Origin of the sequence: Brevundimonas sp. G8, assembly GCF_902506205.1 — a bacterium.
Lineage (GTDB): Bacteria > Pseudomonadota > Alphaproteobacteria > Caulobacterales > Caulobacteraceae > Brevundimonas.
Window position 1 is genome coordinate 404,426 of record NZ_LR732816.1, and the last position, 18,880, is coordinate 423,305.

The 18,880-nt window shown below is 65.9% G+C and carries 18 protein-coding genes; 11 read left to right on the plus strand and 7 right to left on the minus strand.

Annotated elements, in window-relative coordinates; translation table 11 throughout:
* Positions 1-17 precede the first annotated feature (17 nt).
* Positions 18-659 (minus strand): hypothetical protein, encoded by a 642-nt coding sequence (locus CHRYSEO8AT_RS01940; protein ID WP_159845482.1) that lies wholly within the window; start codon positions 657-659, stop codon positions 18-20.
* Between the two features lie 397 nt (positions 660-1,056).
* On the opposite strand from CHRYSEO8AT_RS01940, the gene CHRYSEO8AT_RS01945 reads away from it, so the two are divergent.
* Both CHRYSEO8AT_RS01945 and CHRYSEO8AT_RS01950 read left to right on the plus strand, forming a co-directional pair.
* Positions 1,057-1,713, plus strand: a complete 657-nt coding sequence (locus tag CHRYSEO8AT_RS01945; protein ID WP_159845484.1) for a response regulator transcription factor — start codon at positions 1,057-1,059, stop codon at positions 1,711-1,713.
* An 857-nt stretch (positions 1,714-2,570) separates the two neighbouring features.
* Positions 2,571-3,263 carry an IS6 family transposase gene (locus CHRYSEO8AT_RS01950; RefSeq protein WP_159845489.1) on the plus strand — a complete coding sequence of 231 codons (693 nt, stop codon included), beginning with the start codon at positions 2,571-2,573 and terminating at the stop codon, positions 3,261-3,263.
* A gap of 78 nt (positions 3,264-3,341) precedes the next feature.
* Here CHRYSEO8AT_RS01950 and CHRYSEO8AT_RS01955 read toward each other — a convergent pair whose 3' ends face one another.
* Entirely contained in the window at positions 3,342-3,839 is a 498-nt protein-coding gene (locus tag CHRYSEO8AT_RS01955) for a VOC family protein (RefSeq protein ID WP_201304326.1), read from the minus strand.
* Between the two features lie 147 nt (positions 3,840-3,986).
* Between CHRYSEO8AT_RS01955 and CHRYSEO8AT_RS16280 the strand changes: the two genes are divergently transcribed.
* Positions 3,987-4,277 carry a hypothetical protein gene (locus CHRYSEO8AT_RS16280; RefSeq protein WP_370514217.1) on the plus strand — a complete coding sequence of 97 codons (291 nt, stop codon included), beginning with the start codon at positions 3,987-3,989 and terminating at the stop codon, positions 4,275-4,277.
* Between the two features lie 433 nt (positions 4,278-4,710).
* Here CHRYSEO8AT_RS16280 and CHRYSEO8AT_RS01970 read toward each other — a convergent pair whose 3' ends face one another.
* The 3 genes from CHRYSEO8AT_RS01970 to CHRYSEO8AT_RS01980 all read right to left on the minus strand — a co-directional run bounded on the left by CHRYSEO8AT_RS01970 (position 4,711) and on the right by CHRYSEO8AT_RS01980 (position 6,786).
* Positions 4,711-5,664, minus strand: coding sequence for a toprim domain-containing protein (locus tag CHRYSEO8AT_RS01970; protein WP_159845492.1), 954 nt, complete (start codon positions 5,662-5,664; stop codon positions 4,711-4,713).
* Positions 5,665-5,671: 7 nt separating this feature from the next.
* Positions 5,672-6,364, minus strand: a complete 693-nt coding sequence (gene radC, locus CHRYSEO8AT_RS01975; protein ID WP_159845495.1) for a DNA repair protein RadC — start codon at positions 6,362-6,364, stop codon at positions 5,672-5,674.
* A 158-nt stretch (positions 6,365-6,522) separates the two neighbouring features.
* Positions 6,523-6,786 (minus strand): DksA/TraR family C4-type zinc finger protein, encoded by a 264-nt coding sequence (locus CHRYSEO8AT_RS01980; RefSeq protein ID WP_159845498.1) that lies wholly within the window; start codon positions 6,784-6,786, stop codon positions 6,523-6,525.
* Positions 6,787-7,302: 516 nt separating this feature from the next.
* On the opposite strand from CHRYSEO8AT_RS01980, the gene CHRYSEO8AT_RS01985 reads away from it, so the two are divergent.
* The 4 genes from CHRYSEO8AT_RS01985 to CHRYSEO8AT_RS02000 all read left to right on the plus strand — a co-directional run bounded on the left by CHRYSEO8AT_RS01985 (position 7,303) and on the right by CHRYSEO8AT_RS02000 (position 11,942).
* Complete coding sequence (locus CHRYSEO8AT_RS01985; RefSeq protein ID WP_159845501.1) at positions 7,303-7,749, plus strand: hypothetical protein; 447 nt, start codon at positions 7,303-7,305, stop codon at positions 7,747-7,749.
* Positions 7,750-8,222: 473 nt separating this feature from the next.
* The gene (locus tag CHRYSEO8AT_RS01990; RefSeq protein ID WP_159845504.1) at positions 8,223-9,212 is read left to right on the plus strand and encodes an SDR family oxidoreductase; all 990 of its coding nucleotides are present in this window, start codon (positions 8,223-8,225) and stop codon (positions 9,210-9,212) included.
* Positions 9,209-11,056: a glycoside hydrolase family 15 protein gene (locus tag CHRYSEO8AT_RS01995; RefSeq protein ID WP_159845507.1), complete on the plus strand. Its 1,848-nt coding sequence runs from the start codon at positions 9,209-9,211 to the stop codon at positions 11,054-11,056. Before CHRYSEO8AT_RS01990 ends, CHRYSEO8AT_RS01995 begins: the two co-directional genes overlap by 4 nt.
* A complete protein-coding gene (locus CHRYSEO8AT_RS02000; RefSeq protein WP_159845510.1) occupies positions 11,049-11,942 on the plus strand; it encodes an SDR family oxidoreductase in 894 nt (297 codons plus the stop codon). The genes CHRYSEO8AT_RS01995 and CHRYSEO8AT_RS02000 overlap by 8 nt, the downstream gene beginning before the upstream one ends.
* Positions 11,943-11,997: 55 nt before the next feature.
* Here the strand turns inward: CHRYSEO8AT_RS02000 and CHRYSEO8AT_RS02005 are convergent, their stop codons facing one another.
* Positions 11,998-12,801 carry an SDR family NAD(P)-dependent oxidoreductase gene (locus CHRYSEO8AT_RS02005; protein WP_159845513.1) on the minus strand — a complete coding sequence of 268 codons (804 nt, stop codon included), beginning with the start codon at positions 12,799-12,801 and terminating at the stop codon, positions 11,998-12,000.
* Between the two features lie 200 nt (positions 12,802-13,001).
* Positions 13,002-14,078: an NADH oxidase gene (locus CHRYSEO8AT_RS02010; protein ID WP_236547386.1), complete on the minus strand. Its 1,077-nt coding sequence runs from the start codon at positions 14,076-14,078 to the stop codon at positions 13,002-13,004.
* A gap of 374 nt (positions 14,079-14,452) precedes the next feature.
* Here CHRYSEO8AT_RS02010 and CHRYSEO8AT_RS02015 point away from each other — a divergent pair, with 374 nt between their 5' ends.
* The 4 genes from CHRYSEO8AT_RS02015 (at position 14,453) to CHRYSEO8AT_RS02030 (ending at position 18,854) form a co-directional block, all read left to right on the plus strand.
* The gene (locus tag CHRYSEO8AT_RS02015; RefSeq protein ID WP_159845519.1) at positions 14,453-14,716 is read left to right on the plus strand and encodes a DUF2171 domain-containing protein; all 264 of its coding nucleotides are present in this window, start codon (positions 14,453-14,455) and stop codon (positions 14,714-14,716) included.
* Positions 14,717-14,722: 6 nt separating this feature from the next.
* Positions 14,723-14,932, plus strand: a complete 210-nt coding sequence (locus CHRYSEO8AT_RS02020) for a hypothetical protein (RefSeq protein WP_159845522.1) — start codon at positions 14,723-14,725, stop codon at positions 14,930-14,932.
* Positions 14,929-15,120, plus strand: coding sequence for a helix-hairpin-helix domain-containing protein (locus tag CHRYSEO8AT_RS02025; protein ID WP_159845525.1), 192 nt, complete (start codon positions 14,929-14,931; stop codon positions 15,118-15,120). Before CHRYSEO8AT_RS02020 ends, CHRYSEO8AT_RS02025 begins: the two co-directional genes overlap by 4 nt.
* 416 nt (positions 15,121-15,536) lie before the next feature.
* Entirely contained in the window at positions 15,537-18,854 is a 3,318-nt protein-coding gene (locus CHRYSEO8AT_RS02030) for a DEAD/DEAH box helicase (protein WP_159845528.1), read from the plus strand.
* Positions 18,855-18,880: the final 26 nt, after the last annotated feature.

An 18,880-nucleotide genomic window follows, 5' to 3' on the forward strand; every position in this document is an offset into this window, starting at 1 on the left:
TATCCTGTCAGAATTCCTCAATAAAGAAGCAGGGGACCGACCGAAGTCGGCCCCCTTTTTCGCTGCAATCCGGCAGGATCGAGCGAGAAGGTGAAGATTTCCGTATAGGTGCCAGCCGGAGCCGAGGCGGCGCCTGGACCCGAGGGAGAGGCGGCGCAACCCGAGGAGCCGGGGTTGGTCGGATCGCCCTGCGTTCCACCCAGACCGCTGCCACCGGGTACGTTGTAGCAGAGGTTCAGGAACAGATCGCCGTAGATGCCGTCAGCCAGTTTCTGGCTGTAGCCGCCCGAGTTGGTGACCATAGCCGGCTTGCCAGGATAGGTGTCGGTCGCGGCGAAGCCCAGGCTTGGGATTTCTGGCACGGACAGATCCCAGTCGTAGTTGATCAGCTTGCCGGCCGCCGACTTGAAGTCGCCGTTGGCGGCGCTCGAAGTCAGCTTGGCGCCGGTCGCCGCATTGCACGACATCCGCAATGTGGTGACCTTTTGACGTGCGCCGTTGGCGACTGCGACGTTCCCGCCTGCAACATTGGCCAGGCCGATGCCGCAGAAGTTGGTCACGCTGGTCGAGACGGTCACGTTGGTCTGAGCGCTCGACACGGCCGGCATCACCAGCAAGGCCGCGGCGGCAGTCGCCGCCGCAATAAGATAGGTCCGCATAATAAATCCTCCAGCTTTTCAATAATGTGCCCACCCAAGGAGATCGGAAGGGGCCACAATGTCGTGGCGTCACCATCTATTCACCGCTGGAGGCGGCGCTACATCGTCAAAGAAACTATCGATTATTGTCTAGTTAATTTTCGCATCGTTATTGCGAGAGGGAATGCAAAAACGAAGCTGTTCCATGATCTCGGCGTAAAAAGACGGGCGCCAGCCTTCTAGAACGGAGCAGATTGCGCCGTATTCGCAGGCGTCAATCTCTCCCCAAACTCGGGTATGTCAATTGTCCGTGGGGTTGGATACGACAATGGGGTGAACTGTGCCCGTTGAATGCTCGACCGCCGAAATGGCTGTTTACAGTTCGAGCGCAGAGGTCCGGTCATAAGGGAGGGCTGCGATGATCGTGGGCGTAACGGGTTTTCTCGCCGTGGGAAGCGACGTCGGTGATTTCGACGCCCACCAGGGCGACCTCAACTTTTACGACGATGACGAGATTATCCCGCCCTGGTCTCGCGCCATCGCGGCTTGGGTGAACATCGATCCCCGCGCAAGGATGCTCTTGTCGCGTTCAGGCCGCATCGGCTGGGCCAACGACGCCGCCTTTCGCATGCTGCGAGACGCCGGCGTGTTCAGGGTGGTGGACGATCACCTTGTATCCGACAGCAGCGTGACGGCGGCGGCGCTCGCGCGTCTTCTGCAGGACGCCGTTCTGGACGCGGCGATCTATGCCGTAACTGCCATGGACGCTGACCGACAATGGCTTCTGCGTTGTCAGCAACTGATCGCGGGCGACGACGACAGTATCGGTTTCGCAGCACACAGAATGGCGGATCGTGTCTCCTATGAGGCGATGCTTCAGATCCATCATCTGACGCCCAGTGAAAAGCACATCGTGACGATGATGCTGGCGGGGATGGAAACTGGGCGCATCGCTCAAAAGCAGGACATCTCCATCGAGACGCTGCGCACCCATATCAAACACGCCTATCGCAAGCTGGATGTCACCAGTCGCGGCGAACTGTTCGCCAAGGCCGTGGATTTCGCAGGCCTTTAGGTTCGAGGGGGCGTATTTCGATGCGCGACCCATTCCCGGTCTGGGCTCCATAAGGCGTCAAGCCGCCGGGGCCTCGTAAGACTTGGCGCGCCTAGCGGCCGAACGCATCGTCTTGGCCGATCAGAAATCGGCGGGGCGCGCTGGCTATATGGCCCAGAGCGCCGAGTTGCCTGACGGGGCAAGAAACTAGGTGCTGATGGATCTGATCGAGGCTATGCGCCGATCCAGTGCAACATTGCGGCCTTCGGCGAGGCTTTCGAAAAAATGTGACCATCGGAGCCGCGCTGGCCAGCCGCAAAACGCCGGGATGGGGGATGTCGCCTTCTTGACCTCAAGGCCGAGTCCGCTCTTGGCGCAGAAGCGATAGTTAGTGCGTTGTCACGTTACCGCCTTAATAGGTCGCTGATGGAATGTTCAATTACAGCCGCATCAGCCTCGTTGAGGGCTTCACCCGCTACATGTCCCCAGCCCGTTTCGAGGACGCGAAGCTCAGCTCCGGGAATGCGTTTTGCTTCCTCCGCGGCGTCTGAGATCAGGAAGTAAAGATCGCTCGAGGCGGCATGATAATGGCGTAACTCTCAATCTAGCCGAGCGCACGATCAAGCTCTCCCTGGTAAATCTCGTTCGCACTGATGTCGGCGTGTTGGCCTGTCCAGATCTGCGCGAGCAGGTTGTTGGCGTCGCGTCTGAGGAACCAGCGCTTCCTTACCACTCACGCCGCGATCTACAACACCTTTTACGCCCAACGACATCTCATCAGCCGCAGGAACCTCCGACGCTTTCGCGGGCGCTGTCAGTCTAACACTAACTAGTCTCCACTTCAGACCGCCTAATGGCATGATCGGAGATCGCATTTCTTGAAGCCACTATCGTTCAAGCGCCATCGCTTCCCCGCGGCGATCATCCGCCAGGCCGTGTGGCTCTACTTCCGCTTCAGCCTAAGCCGTCGCGACGTTGAAGAGCTAATGGCCGCGCGCGGGATCGACGTCAGCTACGAGACGATCCGCTGCTGGACGATCAAGTTTGGCCCCCAGATCGCACGACGACTGAAGAAGCTTCGCCCCTCCCCTTCTCCACGCTGGCACCTCGACGAGGTCGTTTGCTCGATCGGTGGAAAGCGGATGTTCCTATGGCGCGCCGTAGATGACGAGGGCGTGGTGCTGCACGTCGTCGTCCAGCGACGGCGAGACACCGACGCGGCCTTGAAGCTGCTCCGGCGTTTGCTGCAAAATCAGCCAGTTGAACCTGAGAAGATCGTCACCGATGGGCTCGGATCATACCAGGCGGCTTTAGGCCAGATCGGCCTGCGTCACCTGCATTCCCCTGGCCGGCTGCGAGAAAACAATCGAGCGGAGAACTCCCACCTGCCGATACGCCGGCGGGAGCGACAGCAGCAGCTGTTCAAATCTCAGGTTTCAGCCCAGCGCTTTCTCACCACTCACGCCGCGATCTACAACACCTTCTACACGCAACGACATCTCATCAGCCGACCGAACCTCCGCCGTTTCCGCGCCAGGGCGAATGCGGCATGGGCCGTCGCTGTCGCCTGAGATTTCGTCGGGCTGGGCAAGTTGCAGTGCTCCTCGATTAACCTGACAGCACTGAGGCGGGAACCTGCCGCCGGTCTACTAACGCTCCGGCGGCTGCATAAACTCTATCGTGATGTGATCGGGGCCTGAAACGTAGGCCACTAAAGTTCCTTGCCGCGAGCCACCCGGGATCGGCATCGGACTACCTTTCGCTTTCCATCCTGCTGCCTCGACGCGGGCAATGGCGGCATGAATATCCCTCACGACCAAAGCTAGGTGGGCTGCTCCGATCGATCCCGCGCTGTTGGGCACCGTCCCGTTTTGGGCACCATTTGAATATTGCAACAGTTCGACCACGTACCCGTCGGGTGCCTTGACGATCGCCGTTTTCACTCTCGGATCATGGACACCTGTCACCTGATGCAGGAAGTCGCCCCCCATCTCCGATCGCCGCTCAAGTGTGAAGCCGAGCGTTCCCGTCCAGAACCGAACGGCGTCGTCTAAAGACGATACAGTGAAGCCTGTGTGGTCGACGGCGACTACGCTTGCAGCGTCGATCGTTACTGCACTCTCACTGGGCTGCGCTTGCGTTGTCACGGCTGCGCCTCGGCTGCAACCGACACCAGCTCCACGGTGGACATGATCTCCATGGTGACGCCTTAACGCTTAGATCGGCTCTGTCAATCTAACGCTAACTTGTCTCCAGCTCACGGCGCCTAGGAATCTGATCGGAGATCGCATTTCGTGCAACTGCTATCCTTTAATCGTCATCGCTTTCCAGCAACAGACATCCGCCAAGCGGTGTGGCTCTACTTTCGCTTCAGCATTCGCGACGTTGAAGAGTTGATGGCCGCGCGCGTGGTCGACGTGAGCTACGCGGCCTCCCACAAGACCAGCCGGTCGAACCTGAGAAGATCGTGGCCGATGGACTCGCGTCATACTAGGCGGCAGCTTTGGGCCAGCCTGGTCGGCGTGACCTACATTTCCCCAGGCCGACTGCGAAAAAACAATCGCGCAAACGCCGATAAGGCGTAGGCGGTCTCCTCGGCTAGAGATTTTGATGAACCGGGCAAGTCGTGGACGGCAGCGCTTAACCTGACAGCGCGCTCTTCGCCTACCCTGCATGCGCCTTCTGGGCCTTGGTCAGTTCGATCATGCCCTGGGCGGCGCCCATCTCCGGCACGATCTCGCCGGTGCGGTCCGAGATGACGTCGAAGCGGGCGGCGACCTGTTCGGGCGCATCCTCGCCGGTGACGAACGCTCCTTGCGTCAAGGTGACATAGGCGCGCTCGAACCCGCCGGCGCCGGCGGCCAGGATGGCGCGGCTGGGGGCGTCCCGGCTGACCAGATACAGAAGACCCGGCGTCACCAGGGCAGGTGACAAGGCCTCCAGCGGCAAGGCCGCGCCCAGGTCCTCGGTCATGCGGGTGTGGGCGNGTCGCGGGGCTGGGGGCGGGAGCGAGGTCGGTCATGAAGCGTCTCCTGCCGGGCTGCGGGGCCCATCCCCGCCGCTCCGGCGCCCTTCAGCGCCCTCCCTCCCGCCTTTCGAGCGGTCGAGGGCCACCGCGTTCCAGTCGTCGAACGGCGCCTCAGGCCGCAGGATGCGGGTTTCCACGGCTTGGGACCGCAGCCGGGCGCCCAGCCGGGCGGCTGCTAACTCGCCGACCGCGCCCCGGTCCGCGGCGATCAGCACCCGGCGCACCTCCGGCGGGGGCGTCCAGGCCGCGAGATTGTTCGCCGACATCAGGGCCCAGCCCGGCAGCCGAAACCGGTCGATGGCCGACAGGGTCGTGAAGACCCCCTCGCCCACCACCATTTCGGCGGCGGCCGGGGACAGCCGCACGGCCGCGCCGGGCGGCACGAGGCCGACCGTCTTGCGCGTCAGGGCGAGGCCGGCGGCAGGCTGGCCGTTGGGCTCCAGATAGGTCAGCTCCACGGCGGACAAACGGCCGTCCGCATCCCGTATACCCGACACCAGGGCGGGACGGGTCCGGCGTCCCGCCCGATAGACGGAAACGGGCGCTCCGGGATGAAAGCGCAGGTCGCCGGTGTGTCGCCCGGTGACCGCGCGACGCCGCAGATAGAGCGAGGCCGGATCCCCCGGCTGCAGGGCCAAGGTTCCGTCCCAGAGCCGGAGCGCCGTCTCCAGCCTCAGCCGCCGGTCCGGCCGCGGCGTCGACGGGGCTGGCGCTCCGCCGCCCGTCAGTCGGCCTTCGGCGTCGATGAAGCCGGCGTCGCATAGGTGGTCTCGGATGCTTCGCCAGTCAGCGGCGCCGAACCCATGGATGATGACCCGCCCCTCGGCGAGCAGCAGCGACACCGAGCGGTCCGCCGCGCTATGGCCCGGGGCCGGAATGTTGGCGCGACAGCCGCCTTGGTAGAGGTCGCCGCCAAAGGCGGCGACAATGGCGTGCAGGGTCATGGCCGCCTCAGATCAGGCCGAGGGCGCGGAAACTGGCGGTTTCCTCTCGTCCGACGACGATGTGGTCGTGGACGTCCAGGCCGAACAGCCGCGCGCCGTCGACGACCTGACGGGTGACGGCGATATCGGCCTGAGAGGGCGTCGGATCGCCGGAAGGATGGTTGTGGACGAGGATCAGAGCCGAGGCCGAAAGCTCCAGGGCGCGACGGACGACCTCGCGAGGGTAGACGGGCGCGTGATCGACCGTGCCTTCGGCGATCCACTCATCCCGAAGCAGAAGGTTCCGGCGATCGAGATAAAGGACCCGGAACTGCTCCCTCGGCAGATGCGCCATGGCCGCCCGCGCATAGGCCTGGAGCGCGCTCCAGGAGGTGATGGCCGGGCGACGGCAGGCCTCGGCCCGGACAAGCCGCACGGCCAGTTCGCGCAGAACCTTCAGGTCGGACAAGGCGGCGGGCCCCATCTGGAACCGCCGCGTCAGTTCCGACGGGTCCGCCGCCGCCACGGCGGCCAGGCTGCCGAAACGCGCGAGGAGGTCGCCTGCCAGCTGATCCGGATCACCGTGGGACCGGCCCAAAATCAGCGCGAGGAGACCGTGGTCGTCCAGAGTTTGGCAGTCGGGAATCGAGAGCGAGAGGGCCTTGCCCGCGACGTCGTCGCGACGACGACGAGCGGATGCCGGATCGAGCGTGAGGGTCATGGCGGTGTCCTTTGCCGCTCCACCACGGAGCGCCCGCCGCCAGCCTTCCTTTCTCCTTCACCTGGTTCGACGCGCCTCCCTTTGGCGGTCCGCTGGCCGATCGCGATCGGTGCGGATCACCCGCCGGTCGAAACCTCCTCCAGGCCAGGGCGTCCGATCTATCGCAACTGGCTGTCCTTGCTCCCCCGGCGATTGATCGCCGAGTGCGCGATGCGGCCATCGCGACCGGATTGACAGTGCACGCAGGTTGTCACGCCGGGCATCGCCTTGCGCCGGGCCTCGGGAATTTCTTCCCCGCATTCGACGCAGTCCGGCGTGCCTTCGCCGATCGGGATGCGGGCCCGCGCATTGAGAACGCCGTCGAGCACCGTGTCCTCGATCTGATCGAGAACCGCTCCATCCCGCGTCCAACCGCCAGCCATGGCGCTCTCCCAGTTCCATCAGGTCTTAGCTTGCTTCAAAAAACCACCGGGCCGACGTGGAGGTTCCACCCGGTGGGCCTGGCTGGCCTTGGAGATCGGGCTTACCCACGCCGCGAGATCATCGGCCTGCCTAGGCCCCGATCCTGAAAAATGAACGCCCCCGTCTCCGGAGGCGGCCGTCTGGGTCGCGCGACACGAGAGGGTCGTTCGAACCGGTCCCGACTCCACAATCGCATAACGCCGTGTCAGGCTCTGGTTCGGGAGGACTGGACCATGGGAATACGCAAGACCCTCGTCAAATCGCGCGCCGGCGTGAAGCTGCTGCGCGCGTCGAACACCTGGCCGGCCGGCAGAAAGGACTCCAGTCGTCGTGGCGCCTCCTCACCCTGCGAACGAACGCGCCGCGCGCCTTCGCCGACGAGATGGAGGCCGAGGACGCCTTCGACATGGAGGTGATCGCGTCCCTGACCGACCCCACGATCATCGCCATGCAACGGCGGGGCCTCATCGACTGAGATGGCGCCGAAACTGAAGGTCTTCACCTGGTCGGACGGCTTTCATGCCTTCACCGTGGCCGCCAGTTCACGGCCCAAGGCGCTGGACGCCTGGGGCTCGAAACAGGATCTCTTCGCCACGGGTCTGGCCAGCCAGCTTAGCGACGGACCGGACTATGAGGCGGCCCTCGCCTCGCCCGGCGACGTCATCACCCGCGGCCTCGCCATCGACGTGGGCAAGATCGGCAAGGCGCGGCCGAAAAAGGCCGTGGGTGTCTCCGAGACCAAGCGCGCCAAAATCGAAACCCTGCAGGCGGCGCTCGCCGAGCTGGATGAAACCCATCAGTCTGCGCTCGCCGACCTCGACGCGCGCCAGGCGGCCCTGGAGACCGAAAGGCGACGTGTTGAGACCGATCACGAGCGGAGCCGAACGGCCCTTGCCGCAGAGCTGAAGAAGGCCCGGGCCTGACGGGCGAACGCCGTCGCCCGCGTTGCGTTCTTCAAGGTTAGGGCCAGGCTGAAAGCCATGCGCTCGACAGCGGACGACCCGCCTTGTCCATTTGAGCCTGTCTCGCCGTTCTGAGATCCGCGGCTCGCAAAACCCGCTTTCGGCGTCCAGCCGGGTGCTCGCCAGTCGCGTCGACCCGATGATCGTCAGGCGAAAGTCTCACCAAAATCGTCATCTGCGGCGCACCCGCTGAGCACTCAGCGCGGCCTGCTGCCGTCGCAAGAGAACTTGGCGTCCCTCTGGCTTCTCGGGGAGGAAGACAAGGTCAGTTCGCCGTCTGTGGCCATCGTAAGCGCGACCCCGACGCGCCCCGATTACCGGATCGGTTTCGCCTCTCGCCGCAACCTTCCCAACAGCCCTCCGTTGTCCCAGCCCTCCCTGATCGTGGCGCGCGCCGCAATCACTGTTCCAAACGCAAAGTCCTTAGGATCGCCATGTCCGTCATCGTCATTACGGGTGCTAGCGCCGGCGTCGGATTGGCGGTCGCGGAGCGCTTCGCCAAGGCGGACTGGCAAGTCGTGGTCGTCGCCAGACAGGCCGAGCGTCTCGCCAGCGCCGTGAGTCTGCTGACACGTTCCGGCGGCCGCGCCATGGGCCTGGCGGGCGACGTCTCGGATCCTGAGTTCGTCGCGCGCGTGGGCCACGAGGTAACCCAAGCGTTCGGTGGAATCGACGTCTGGGTGAACAATGCGATGTCGACGGTGATCGGCCGTGACGAGGACCTGACCGACGCCGACTATCGTCGTGTCACCGAAAACACCTACCTGTCGCAAGTCTACGGCACGCGGGCGGCGCTCAGCGCCATGCGCCCGGTGGATCGGGGCGCGATCATCCAGATTTCTTCGGGCCTCGCGCTCCGACCGGCGCCCTTGCAGGCCGCCTACTGCGGCGCCAAGGCGGCCGTTGACGGCGTCACCGAAGCGCTTCGCGCCGAACTCATCGCCGCCGCTTCAAAGATCACTCTGACGACCGTCTACCTTCCTGCGGTCAACACGCCCCAGCCCCTGTGGGCGCGCAATCGCACCGATCGGGCGCAGGTCATCCCTGACCCCTTGTTCGATCCCCGTCTCTGCGCGGAAGCCGTGTGGTCGGCCGTCCGGAGGCCCAGCCGCAAAATCTTCGTCGGACGGTCCACCTGGCTGATGGGTCTGGCCCAGACCCTGACGCCGGCGTTGGCCGACCGAAAGGCGGCAGGCATGATCGCGGCGCAACAGGGCGACGCTCAACTCCCCCGCCTGGGCAATCTCGACCACCCGGAGGAAGGACCAGCCGCGATTGACGGGCCGGACACGGCGCGGGTGGTGAAACCCTGGATCGGCTTCGTCTCCAGTCGCCAGGTCGCCGCCCTCAAGTGGGCGGTTTGCGGCACGCTGGCGAGCCTCGCCGTGGCGACAGGCTTCGCGATCGGATCCTCCAAACGATGATCACGACGGCCTTTACGCCCCACCCCGGCCGTTCTTCGGAAGCGCTCCGCCCCGATGGATACGCCGCGCTCGAAGACTATGGGGTTCTGGGCGAAGGCCGAACGGTGGCCCTATCCGCGCTGGACGGGAGCATCGACTGGTGGTGCGTGCCGGCGATCGACGCGCCGCCGCTTTTCGACCGCCTCCTTGACCCCGACGGCGGGCGGTTCTCGATCTCGCCGATTGGGCCGTTCACGGCCACGCGCCGCTACCGCCCCGACAGCAATGTGCTCGAAACCGAATTCACCACAGCCACGGGTCGCGCCCGCCTGACCGAGAGTCTCAACAGCGGAACCGCCGGGCGACTGCCCTGGTGCGAACTCGCCCGCCGGATCGAGGGCCTCGAGGGCCAAACGACCTTCGCTTTGGAGATGCGTCCGGGGCGCCGGGGCGACACCGCCAACCCCTATCATTCCAGGATCGGCGACCACACCGTCTTCCATGTCGAGCGCGTCCTTGGCCTGTTCATCCATGATCCCCGCATCGCGTGCGAATGGTCCGATGAAGGCATCGTCGGAACGATCGCGGTCAGCGCGGGGGAGCGGCGCACGGTGGCCATCGTCGCGGGCCGCGATGAACCGCTGGTCGCGCCGTCCATCGCGGAGATCGACGCCCGGATCGATCTGTCGGATCAGGAATGGCGGGACTGGGCGGCGCGACTGAACTGTCCCGGCCTCTATCGCGACGACTTCATCCGCAGCGCCCTGGCCTTGAAGCTTCTGCTCTACTCTCCGTCCGGCGCCATCGCCGCCGCCGCCACCACCTCCCTGCCCGAGCGTCTGGGAGGCGAAAAGAACTGGGACTACCGCTACGCCTGGCTGCGCGATGCCGGCTATACGATCGAGGCCTTCCTGGCGGCCGGAGCCCAGGCGGAGGCCAAAGCCGCCTTCAGCTGGCTGTTGATGCAGTTGAAGCGTCACGGCGCCAAGGTCTGCTACAGTCTGGACGGCGAGATCGTGCCGCCAGAAACCCATTGGGACATGCCGGGCTACCAAGGCTCGCGTCCCGTCGTCACCGGCAACCGGGCTGCGGATCAGGCCCAGCATGGCGTGTTCGGCGACATCTTCGAAACGGCGTCGCGTTTCGTCGGCTGCGGCAACATCCTCGACAGCGCCAGCGCCCAGCAGCTTTCCGAACTGGCGGACCGGTGCGCGGACGCCTGGCGTCAGCCCGACGCCGGCATGTGGGAGCTGGAGGACGAGCAGCACTACACCATGTCCAAGATCAGCTGCTGGCAGGCTCTGGCTCGCGCGGTCGAGCTGGCCGACGCTGGACAGCTGCCGACGACCTGCCGGGACCGCTGGTCCCGGGAGCGGGACCGGATCTTCGCTTGGGTCGAGGACAACTGCTGGTCAGAACCCCTCCAGGCCTTCGTCATGTATCCGGGCAGCGACAAGCTGGACGCCGCCCTGGCCCTGGCCGTCCGGTTCAGGTTCGACGGGGCGGACCGGCTGCGGTCCACCCTGGAGGCGCTCGACCAGCGACTGGGCGCCGGCGTCTTCCACTATCGCTACACCGGCATGGAGGCCGAGGAAGGTTGTTTCATCGCCTGCTCCTTCTGGATCGCCGAGGCCTGGGCGACGCTGGGCGAGCCGGACAAGGCGCGCGCCCGCATCGACGGCCTGCGCGAAGCCTTGGGCGGCCGTTGGGGCATGCTGACGGAAATGATCGACCCGAAAACCGGGGGCTACCTTGGCAATATGCCGCAGGGCCTCAGCCACCTCGCCCACCTGACCGCGCTGACCGCGGTCGGCAAGGCGCAAACCCCCTCCCCCACCCCCGAAACGGAGACCTTCCATGACTGACCGCCTGACGCTGCAGGATCCGCGCGACCAGTATCCGAAGCCGCCCTTCCCCCGCCAACCCCAACCGGTTCCGGGCGAGGCCCGCGCCATGGACCCCAAACCGGATCATGGCGAGGAGAGCTATCAGGGCGCTGGAAAGCTCAAGGGCCGCAAGGCCCTGATCACCGGCGCCGATAGCGGCATCGGCCGTGCGGCCGCGATCGCCTATGCGCGTGAAGGCGCCGATGTGGCCCTGTCCTATCTGCCGTCCGAGCGCCGGGACGCCGCCGAAGTCATCGCCCTGATCGAGGTCGAGGGCCGCAAGGCCATCGACCTGCCGGGCGACATCACCGACGAAAGCTGGTGCCGACAGATGGTCGAACAGGCCGTGTCGGAACTCGGCGGACTGGACATTCTGGTGATCAACGCCGGGCGCCAACAGTACCGCGAGGACATCTCCCAGGTCACGTCCGAGGACTTCGACAAGACGTTGAAGACCAATCTGTACGCCATGCACTGGATCGCCCAGGCGGCGGTTCCGCACCTTCCGGCGGGCGCCTCCGTGATCACCACGGCCTCAATCCAGGCCTATGAACCGTCCGCCATTCTGCTGGACTACGCCACCACCAAGGCCGGGATCGTCGCCTACACCAAGGCCCTGGCCAAGCAGCTGATCGAGAAGGGCATCCGCGCCAACGTCGTGGCGCCGGGTCCATTCTGGACGCCGCTGCAGTCGTCGGGCGGCCAGCCGCAGGAGGCTGTGATGAAGTTCGGCGAACAGGTGCCGTTGGGCCGCCCTGGCCAGCCGGTCGAGATCGCCCCGGTCTATGTCCTGCTGGCGTCCCAGGAAGGCAGCTACATCACCGGCGAAGTCTTCGGCGTCACCGGCGGCATGGGCGTCGCCTGATCAAGACATCGGCGGCGGGAAAATCCCGCCGCCGATCTGTTTCTTCTTCGCCTGATCAGCCGGCGGTGGTGGCGACCGAACCTGAGTCGACCCGAAGACCCGCGCCATTGATGAAGCTGGCGCGCTCGGAACACAGAAAGGCGACGGCGGCCGCAACCTCTTCAGCCTTGCCTCGGCGATCCAGGGTCATGCCGGGGCGCTCTTCCTTCAAGAAGCTCTTGATCGCCGCCTCGAAGGTTTCGCCCCGTTCTTCCGCGCGCTTCTTCATCATGGCGTCGGTCATCGGCGTGGCGATGAAGGCGGGCGACACGGTGTTCACCAGGACATTGTCGCCGCCGTAGGCCTTGGACAGACCCTTGGCGAGGCTCAGGATGCCGGCCTTGGAGGCGCAATAGGCCAGTTCGTCGACATAGGGCTGCACCGCGTCTTCGGAGGCGAACAGGACGATGCGCCCCCACCCTGCGCGGCGCATCGCCGGGATGGCCTGCCGGCACATCCGCACGGCGCCCATCAGGTTGATATCGAGCGTCTCCAGCCAACCGGCGTCGTCCACTTCGAGAAAGTCTCCCGTCGCCCCTGTCACACCCGCGGCGTTGACGTAGATATCGGGATCGCCGAGGCGGTCCCGGACCTCCGCCCAGAGGCGCAAGACCTCTTCGGCCTTGGTGACATCGCCGGTCACGCCGATGCATTCTCCCAGGGGAGAGAGCTCCATGATGGCCTCGTCCAATGTGCCATCCGGCTTGTCGGTCAGCGCGACCCGAACGCCGGCCTCCAGCAGAAGACGAGCGGTCTCCTTGCCCATGCCGGAATCGGCGCCGGAAATGAGGGCGATCCGCCCCTTGATCCCAAGGTCCATCTGAAATCTCCTGTTCGTGCGCGGTCAAGGAAATGGTCGGCCGTCCCCATCGTCACCACAATGAGGGTCAGGGGCCGCATTGGCCGAAAAGGCGCTCGGAAAACCAGGCGCCGAAGCGATCGGCGCCCGGTTCGGCGCCTTGGCGGAGAAATGCCCGAGAGGCCTGATGTGCTTCTGGAGCGCGCCGTCGGAAATGCATCCTAGTTCAAGGTCGGATTGATCAGGAACTTCTCGCCGGTCGCCTTGCGCTCATAGGCCTGGAGAACCTCAGGCTTGAGCGCCTCCGCCAGACCAATCGTGCGGGTGTAGCGCGTGGCGAAGGTGGTCGTCAGCTCATCGAAGACGCGCTTGCGCAGCCGTGCCGTCGTCTCGGCTCCGGCCTTTTGCAGGAAGGGTGTGAGGAGCCAGCCGGAGACGCTCCACTGGAAGCCGAAGGCGAGCCGGTCCAGGATCATAGGCGACGGATCGAGCGCACCGTACACATAGAGCTGTTTGAACTGCGCCGAGCCGTATCGACTGTACTCCGTCATCCGGTTGACCGCCCCCTTCTCCATCGCCCGCATGATGTCGCCGCCAAGCCCACCGCCGCCGATGGCGTCGAAGGCAATCGTCGCCCCGGTTTCGGTAACGGCGTCGACCAGCTGCGTTCGGAAATCCTCGTCCCGGCTGTTCAGGACATGGGTCGCTCCCATGTCCCTGAGCAGTCGAACCTGATCATCGGAGCGCACAATGTTGACGAGCGGAATGCCGTCGCGCGCGCAGATTCGCTGGAGCATCTGGCCGAGACTGGACGCCGCGGCCGTATGGACGATGGCGGAATGCCCCTCGGCGCGAGCGGTTTCGACGAAGCCGAGCGCCGTCATGGGATTGACGGTCAGAGCGGCGCCCTGGGCGGCCGTCACGCCTTCGGGGATCGGCAGCGCGTCCCGCGTCCTGATCTTTGTCAGATCGGCGTACATGCCGCCGCCGATCATGCCGACCCGACGCCCGATCCAATCCTTCGCCTGGTCACCGGCGGCGACGACCGTACCCGCCCCTTCGTTCCCCACGGCGAGCGACTGGCCGATCCGGCCCGCGACCCCGCCGCGACGCGCGTCAGGGATTTCAAAACGAAGGCGAGGCTGACCTTCGGAACCTTCTGCACGGACCGACGCCGCATCCGCCGGGCCGAGCAGCAAACCAAGGTCGCTGGGATTGATCGGCGCCGCTTCGATCCGGACAACGATCTCGTCGGGGGCGGGATCGTCCAGGACGACGTCCTCGAGCGTCAGCGTCAAGCCGCCATCCTCATCGACTGTCGATCGCAATTCCCGTGCGGTGAGCGTCATGGCGAAGGTTCCTTGTCGAGGCCAAAAATGAAGGGCTCTGACGGCGTTCCCGTCTGTCGCGCCTTCGGCGAACCACCATGATCTGGGCGCCTACGCGCCCGATGCAACACCGCGAGCGCCATTCGCTGGAACGGACCCTGGATCAGCTCGACATCTCGCAATGCCCGCACGACATCGCCCACGGTCGTGGCGAAGCGTTCCCATGCGACGCTCGCCTGCTGACCGTGACATTGCACGGCCTGGTCAGAGCCCCCGGACTTCCAACACACTGGAACGTCGCGGGCCGGTCTCCGTTAGCTGTCGCAGTCACAAGGAGATCCGCCATGACCGACCTCTCACAGATCAAAGCCCATATGGAAGTCATCGGCGCAGACGGCGTCCACCTCGGCACGGTCGACAAGGTCGAAGGCGACCGCATCAAGCTCACCAAGGCCGACAGCGGATCACACAGCGATCACCACCATTATCTCTCCGGCGGTCTGGTCGCCGAAATCGAAGGCAACCAAGTCCGGCTGTCCGCCAACGCTGCTAACGCCGCCCTGCTGGAAGAGGAAGAGGCCGGCGAGGCGATCGCCGACCTGAAATAGCACCCCATGAGCACTGACAACGCGGCAGTCGCCGCCCGACTTCACGCGATCCGCGAGGACCTCCAGACCCAGGTCTGGCCGACGGCGGTCGAGGCGGCGAATTCGGGCGATCACGAACGCATTCGCGACCTGGTCAAGCTGAAGGTCGACATTGAAGCTATCGATTTCGCCCTCGGACATCGACCCACAGGATCCGCTGAGGAGGGCGACACATGATCGACCTCAACACGGCGACCGCCGACGAGTTTGACGGCGTCGAGGGGTTGCGCGGTCATGGCTTCGAGATCGTTCGCTATCGTGAGGAGCGGGGTCGCTTCACGAGCCTTCGCCAACTCGACGAGGTGCCCGGCCTGGCCGGTAAGACCGACGGGGTCGGCGCCCAGGTTTCGGTCGAACCGGGCTGATACAGCTTGCGCCGCAGCGACGATCGCTGCGGCGGATGCCGCCTCTCGGTCTGGACCTGAAGACGCGTCTTCAATCCATCCTGATCCGTCATCCGGCATCGTCTGCGCGATGACCCCTCGTCAAAGGGCGATAGGTGCATGTCCGCCGCGAATAATGATGGGCCTGATGCCGTGATATCCCCAAGGGCGCTTTCACGCTCAGGACAGAGCTTAAAACCTTCGATGCCCTCGCTCCGTCCTCGAACGGCCGGGAGCGCTTAGACGCGGCTTGCCCCCATCGTCGCGACCGGTGCGGTACGGATCGAAACGGAGGCTTCGCTTGATCAGCGACGGGGCATCATTCGTCCCGTGTGTCTGTAACCGCGCAGAACCCACGGCCTTTTTCGGAGTTGGTGCACGGCAGTTCCGGACCTTCCATGACCCACGCCTCGCCCCCCATCGCCGGCCCCCTTCCCCTCGTCGACGGTCCGGCGCCGGCACCCGACGAGAGGGCGCCCGCGCGCAAGACCCCGCCGGCCGCCGTGGCGGCGAGGCTCATGGCGGCCTGGAGCCAGGAGGCCGGCGCAGATCTGATCTTCGTCGCCGCAAGCGAGCGGCGCGCCGACGAAATCGCCCGCGCACTGGAGGCCATGGCGGCGCCCGAGGGTCCGGTCGTCCTCGTCTTCCCGCCGTGGGATTGCCTGCCCTATGATCGGGCCGCGCCGTCGCGCGAAAGCATGGGGCGGCGGATGGCGGTCCTGCATCATGCGACCGTTCCCGGCACGGCGGGACGGCTGCTGATCAGCTCGCCCGAGGCCATACTGCAGCGAACGCCGCCCCAAGGCGTCGCGGCGGTCCGCTTTTCCGTCGCGACGGGCGATCCGCTGGATCGCGAGGCGCTCGAAGCCTTCGTCCGACGGACCGGCTACATGGCTGACGAGCGCGTCGACGAGCCCGGCGAAATCGCCATCCTGGCCGAGGTCATCGACGTCTACCCGCCGTCGGCGCTGACGCCCTATCGGCTCGTCCTCGATCCGGATGGGACGGTGGCCGACATCAGGGCGTTCGATCCCGTGACCCAGCGCTCCCTCGACAGCGTCGCCAGCCTGACCCTGACAGCGGCGTCCGAGCTCGTCGTCGCCGAGGCCGACGACGGCGACCGGGCGGACGAAGACCCCCATGCCCTTTCGCGCTTCTATGACGCGCCCCTCGGCACGCTGTTCGACGCCTTCCCTGAGGCCGGCCTCCTCCGCGACGACGATGTGGAGGCTCGCCTTACACGCGTCTGGGACCAGATCGTCGAGGCCTATGAATCCCGTCGCGAGTTCACCGAGACCGACGGCGCGGCGGCGCCGGTTCCGGAGCGCCTCTATCTCTCGCCAGCGGAGGTGACGACCGCGCTCCGGGACGCGATCGCGTTGGATCTAGAGGGCGTCAGTTCAACACCTGGCTTCGCGACGGCGCGGAGCCCCGGCGCGGCGCTCAAACACTATATTCAGGATCAGCAATCCCAAGGGCGATCGGTCGTCCTTGCTGGATTGGCGCATGAGCATCGCGTCATGGCCCGGCTCCTGAAGCGGAACGGTCTCGCTCCGCCGGCGCCTGCCCCATCATGGAACCCGCTCGCCGGAAACGACTCCGGCGGGTTGACGGCGGTGCTCGCGGACCTTGACGGCGGCTATGAGGATGCCCGCTTTGGCCTGACCGTCCTGACCCCGACCGACATCACCGGCGGTCGGATCGCACGGGCGTCCGGCGCCCCGAATCCGGGCCTTGGCGAGACGGACATCCGTCCGGGCGATGTCGTCATTCATGAGGACCACGGTCTTGGCGTGCTGACGGCGATCGAGGAATTCGAAGCCGACGGCGTGGTGCGCGACGTCGTGCGGCTGGAATATCATAACGGCGCAACCCTCCTGGCGCCGGTCGAAGAGTTCAACCGCATCTGGCGCTACAGCTCGGAGCCCGCCAGCGTCAGCCTGGATCGGTTGAACACCCAGGGCTGGGCCAAGCGCCGCGCGGAGGTCAGCGCCCAGATCGATGCGACCGCCTACCGGATGGTCGAACTCGCCCGCGCCCGGGAGGCGCGGCAAACGCCTGCCGTCGTCCCGCCCCGAACCGCCTATGCGCGATTCACGGCCCGGTTTCCGTTTCCAGAGTCCGTCGATCAGTTGTCCGCCATCGACGCCGTCCTGGCCGATCTCGCCTCCGGTCGGCCGATGAACCGGTTGGTGTGCGGCGACGTCGGGTTCGGCAAGACGGAGGTCGCCCTGCGCGCCGCCGCCGCCGTCGCCCTGTCGGGCCGGCAGGTCATCATCGCCGCCCCGACCACGGTGCTGGCCCGCCAGCATTACGAGACCTTCCGCCGCCGGTTCGAGGGCTCGGACGTGACCGTCGCGGCGCTCTCCCGACTCGTCGATTCCGCCGAGGCGCGGCGCGTCCGCGACGGCCTGGCCGATGGGACGATCGGTATCGTCGTCGGCACCCAGGCCCTGGCGCAGGAGACGCTCGCCTTCGCCGATCTGGCCCTCGTCGTCATCGACGAGGAACACCGGTTCGGCGCGACTTTGAAAAAGGATCTGGCGGCGCGCGGGGACCATCTCCTGATGATGTCGGCCACGCCGATCCCGCGCACCCTCCAGAGCGCCATGGTCGGCGTTCAGGACGTCAGCGTCATCGCCAGTCCGCCCGCCCGACGCCGGCCGATCCGCACCTTCCTGACCGCGTTCGACGAAGCGTCCGTCCGCACCGTCCTGTTGCGCGAGAAGGGCCGTGGCGGCCAGAGTTTCGTCGTCGTGCCGCGGATCGAGGATCTTGAGCCGCTCTCGGAGCGACTGGCCCGGCTCGTTCCCGAGCTCTCCGTCGCCGTCGCGCATGGCAAGCTGTCGGCCGAAGCCCTTGAAGCGGTCATGACCGATTTCGCCGAGGGACGGGGCGACGTTCTTCTGACCACCAACATCATCGAGAACGGCCTGGACGTGCCGCGCGCCAACACCCTTCTGGTCTGGCGTCCCGATCGCTTTGGGCTGGCGCAGTTGCACCAGTTGCGCGGCCGGGTCGGACGCGGACGGCGTCAGGGCTTCGCCTATCTCCTCAGCGACCCGGAGGCGCCTCTGGCCGAAACGACGCGAACGCGGCTCCAGACCCTTGAAGCCCTGGATCGGCTCGGCGCGGGGTTCGCCATCAGCGCGCGCGACCTCGACCTGCGCGGCGGCGGCGATCTCGTCGGCGACGAACAGGCCGGGCACATCCATCTGATCGGCGCCAGCCTCTATCAAAGCGTGCTCGCGCGGGCGCTGCGGGCCGCCCGGGGCGAGGCGGCGGCCGACCCCCGCCCTCCCGTCGTGAACTTTGGGACCACGGGGCGGATCCCACCAGACTATGTGCCGGACGCCGCTGTGAGACTCTCGCTGTATGCGCGGCTCTTGCAAATGACCGCCGTCGAGGCGATCGACGCCTTTCAAGAGGAGATCGAGGATCGGTTCGGGCCGCTTCCCGAGGCGGCCGAAACCCTGTTGAGCACGCACAGGCTGACCGCGCTCGCCGCGTCGGCCGGCGTCACGGAGATCAGCTGCGGTCCCAAGGCCACGGCCTTGCGCTTCGGCGCCGAGCGGGCGAAGGGCCTTTCGTCCACTTTGTCTTCCTCGCCAGATCGTCGTTGGTCGCAAGAGCGGCTGATCGTCGACACGGCCGCTGAGGCGCCTCACGCCCCCGCCGATCTTGAAGCCTTGCTGGAAACCTTGGCGGCGGCCTGATCGGCGGTCTTTCGTCACCAGGGCGA

Bases quoted from the DNA above. Each gene is read 5' to 3' on its own strand.
- CHRYSEO8AT_RS01940 (WP_159845482.1), bottom strand. From the start codon at position 659: ATGCGGACCTATCTTATTGCGGCGGCGACTGCCGCCGCGGCCTTGCTG.
- CHRYSEO8AT_RS01945 (WP_159845484.1), top strand. From the start codon at position 1,057: ATGATCGTGGGCGTAACGGGTTTTCTCGCCGTGGGAAGCGACGTCGGT.
- CHRYSEO8AT_RS01970 (WP_159845492.1), bottom strand. From the start codon at position 5,664: ATGACCCTGCACGCCATTGTCGCCGCCTTTGGCGGCGACCTCTACCAA.
- radC (WP_159845495.1), bottom strand. From the start codon at position 6,364: ATGACCCTCACGCTCGATCCGGCATCCGCTCGTCGTCGTCGCGACGAC.
- CHRYSEO8AT_RS01980 (WP_159845498.1), bottom strand. From the start codon at position 6,786: ATGGCTGGCGGTTGGACGCGGGATGGAGCGGTTCTCGATCAGATCGAG.
- CHRYSEO8AT_RS01985 (WP_159845501.1), top strand. From the start codon at position 7,303: ATGGCGCCGAAACTGAAGGTCTTCACCTGGTCGGACGGCTTTCATGCC.
- CHRYSEO8AT_RS01990 (WP_159845504.1), top strand. From the start codon at position 8,223: ATGTCCGTCATCGTCATTACGGGTGCTAGCGCCGGCGTCGGATTGGCG.
- CHRYSEO8AT_RS01995 (WP_159845507.1), top strand. From the start codon at position 9,209: ATGATCACGACGGCCTTTACGCCCCACCCCGGCCGTTCTTCGGAAGCG.
- CHRYSEO8AT_RS02000 (WP_159845510.1), top strand. From the start codon at position 11,049: ATGACTGACCGCCTGACGCTGCAGGATCCGCGCGACCAGTATCCGAAG.
- CHRYSEO8AT_RS02005 (WP_159845513.1), bottom strand. From the start codon at position 12,801: ATGGACCTTGGGATCAAGGGGCGGATCGCCCTCATTTCCGGCGCCGAT.
- CHRYSEO8AT_RS02015 (WP_159845519.1), top strand. From the start codon at position 14,453: ATGACCGACCTCTCACAGATCAAAGCCCATATGGAAGTCATCGGCGCA.
- CHRYSEO8AT_RS02020 (WP_159845522.1), top strand. From the start codon at position 14,723: ATGAGCACTGACAACGCGGCAGTCGCCGCCCGACTTCACGCGATCCGC.
- CHRYSEO8AT_RS02025 (WP_159845525.1), top strand. From the start codon at position 14,929: ATGATCGACCTCAACACGGCGACCGCCGACGAGTTTGACGGCGTCGAG.
- CHRYSEO8AT_RS02030 (WP_159845528.1), top strand. From the start codon at position 15,537: ATGACCCACGCCTCGCCCCCCATCGCCGGCCCCCTTCCCCTCGTCGAC.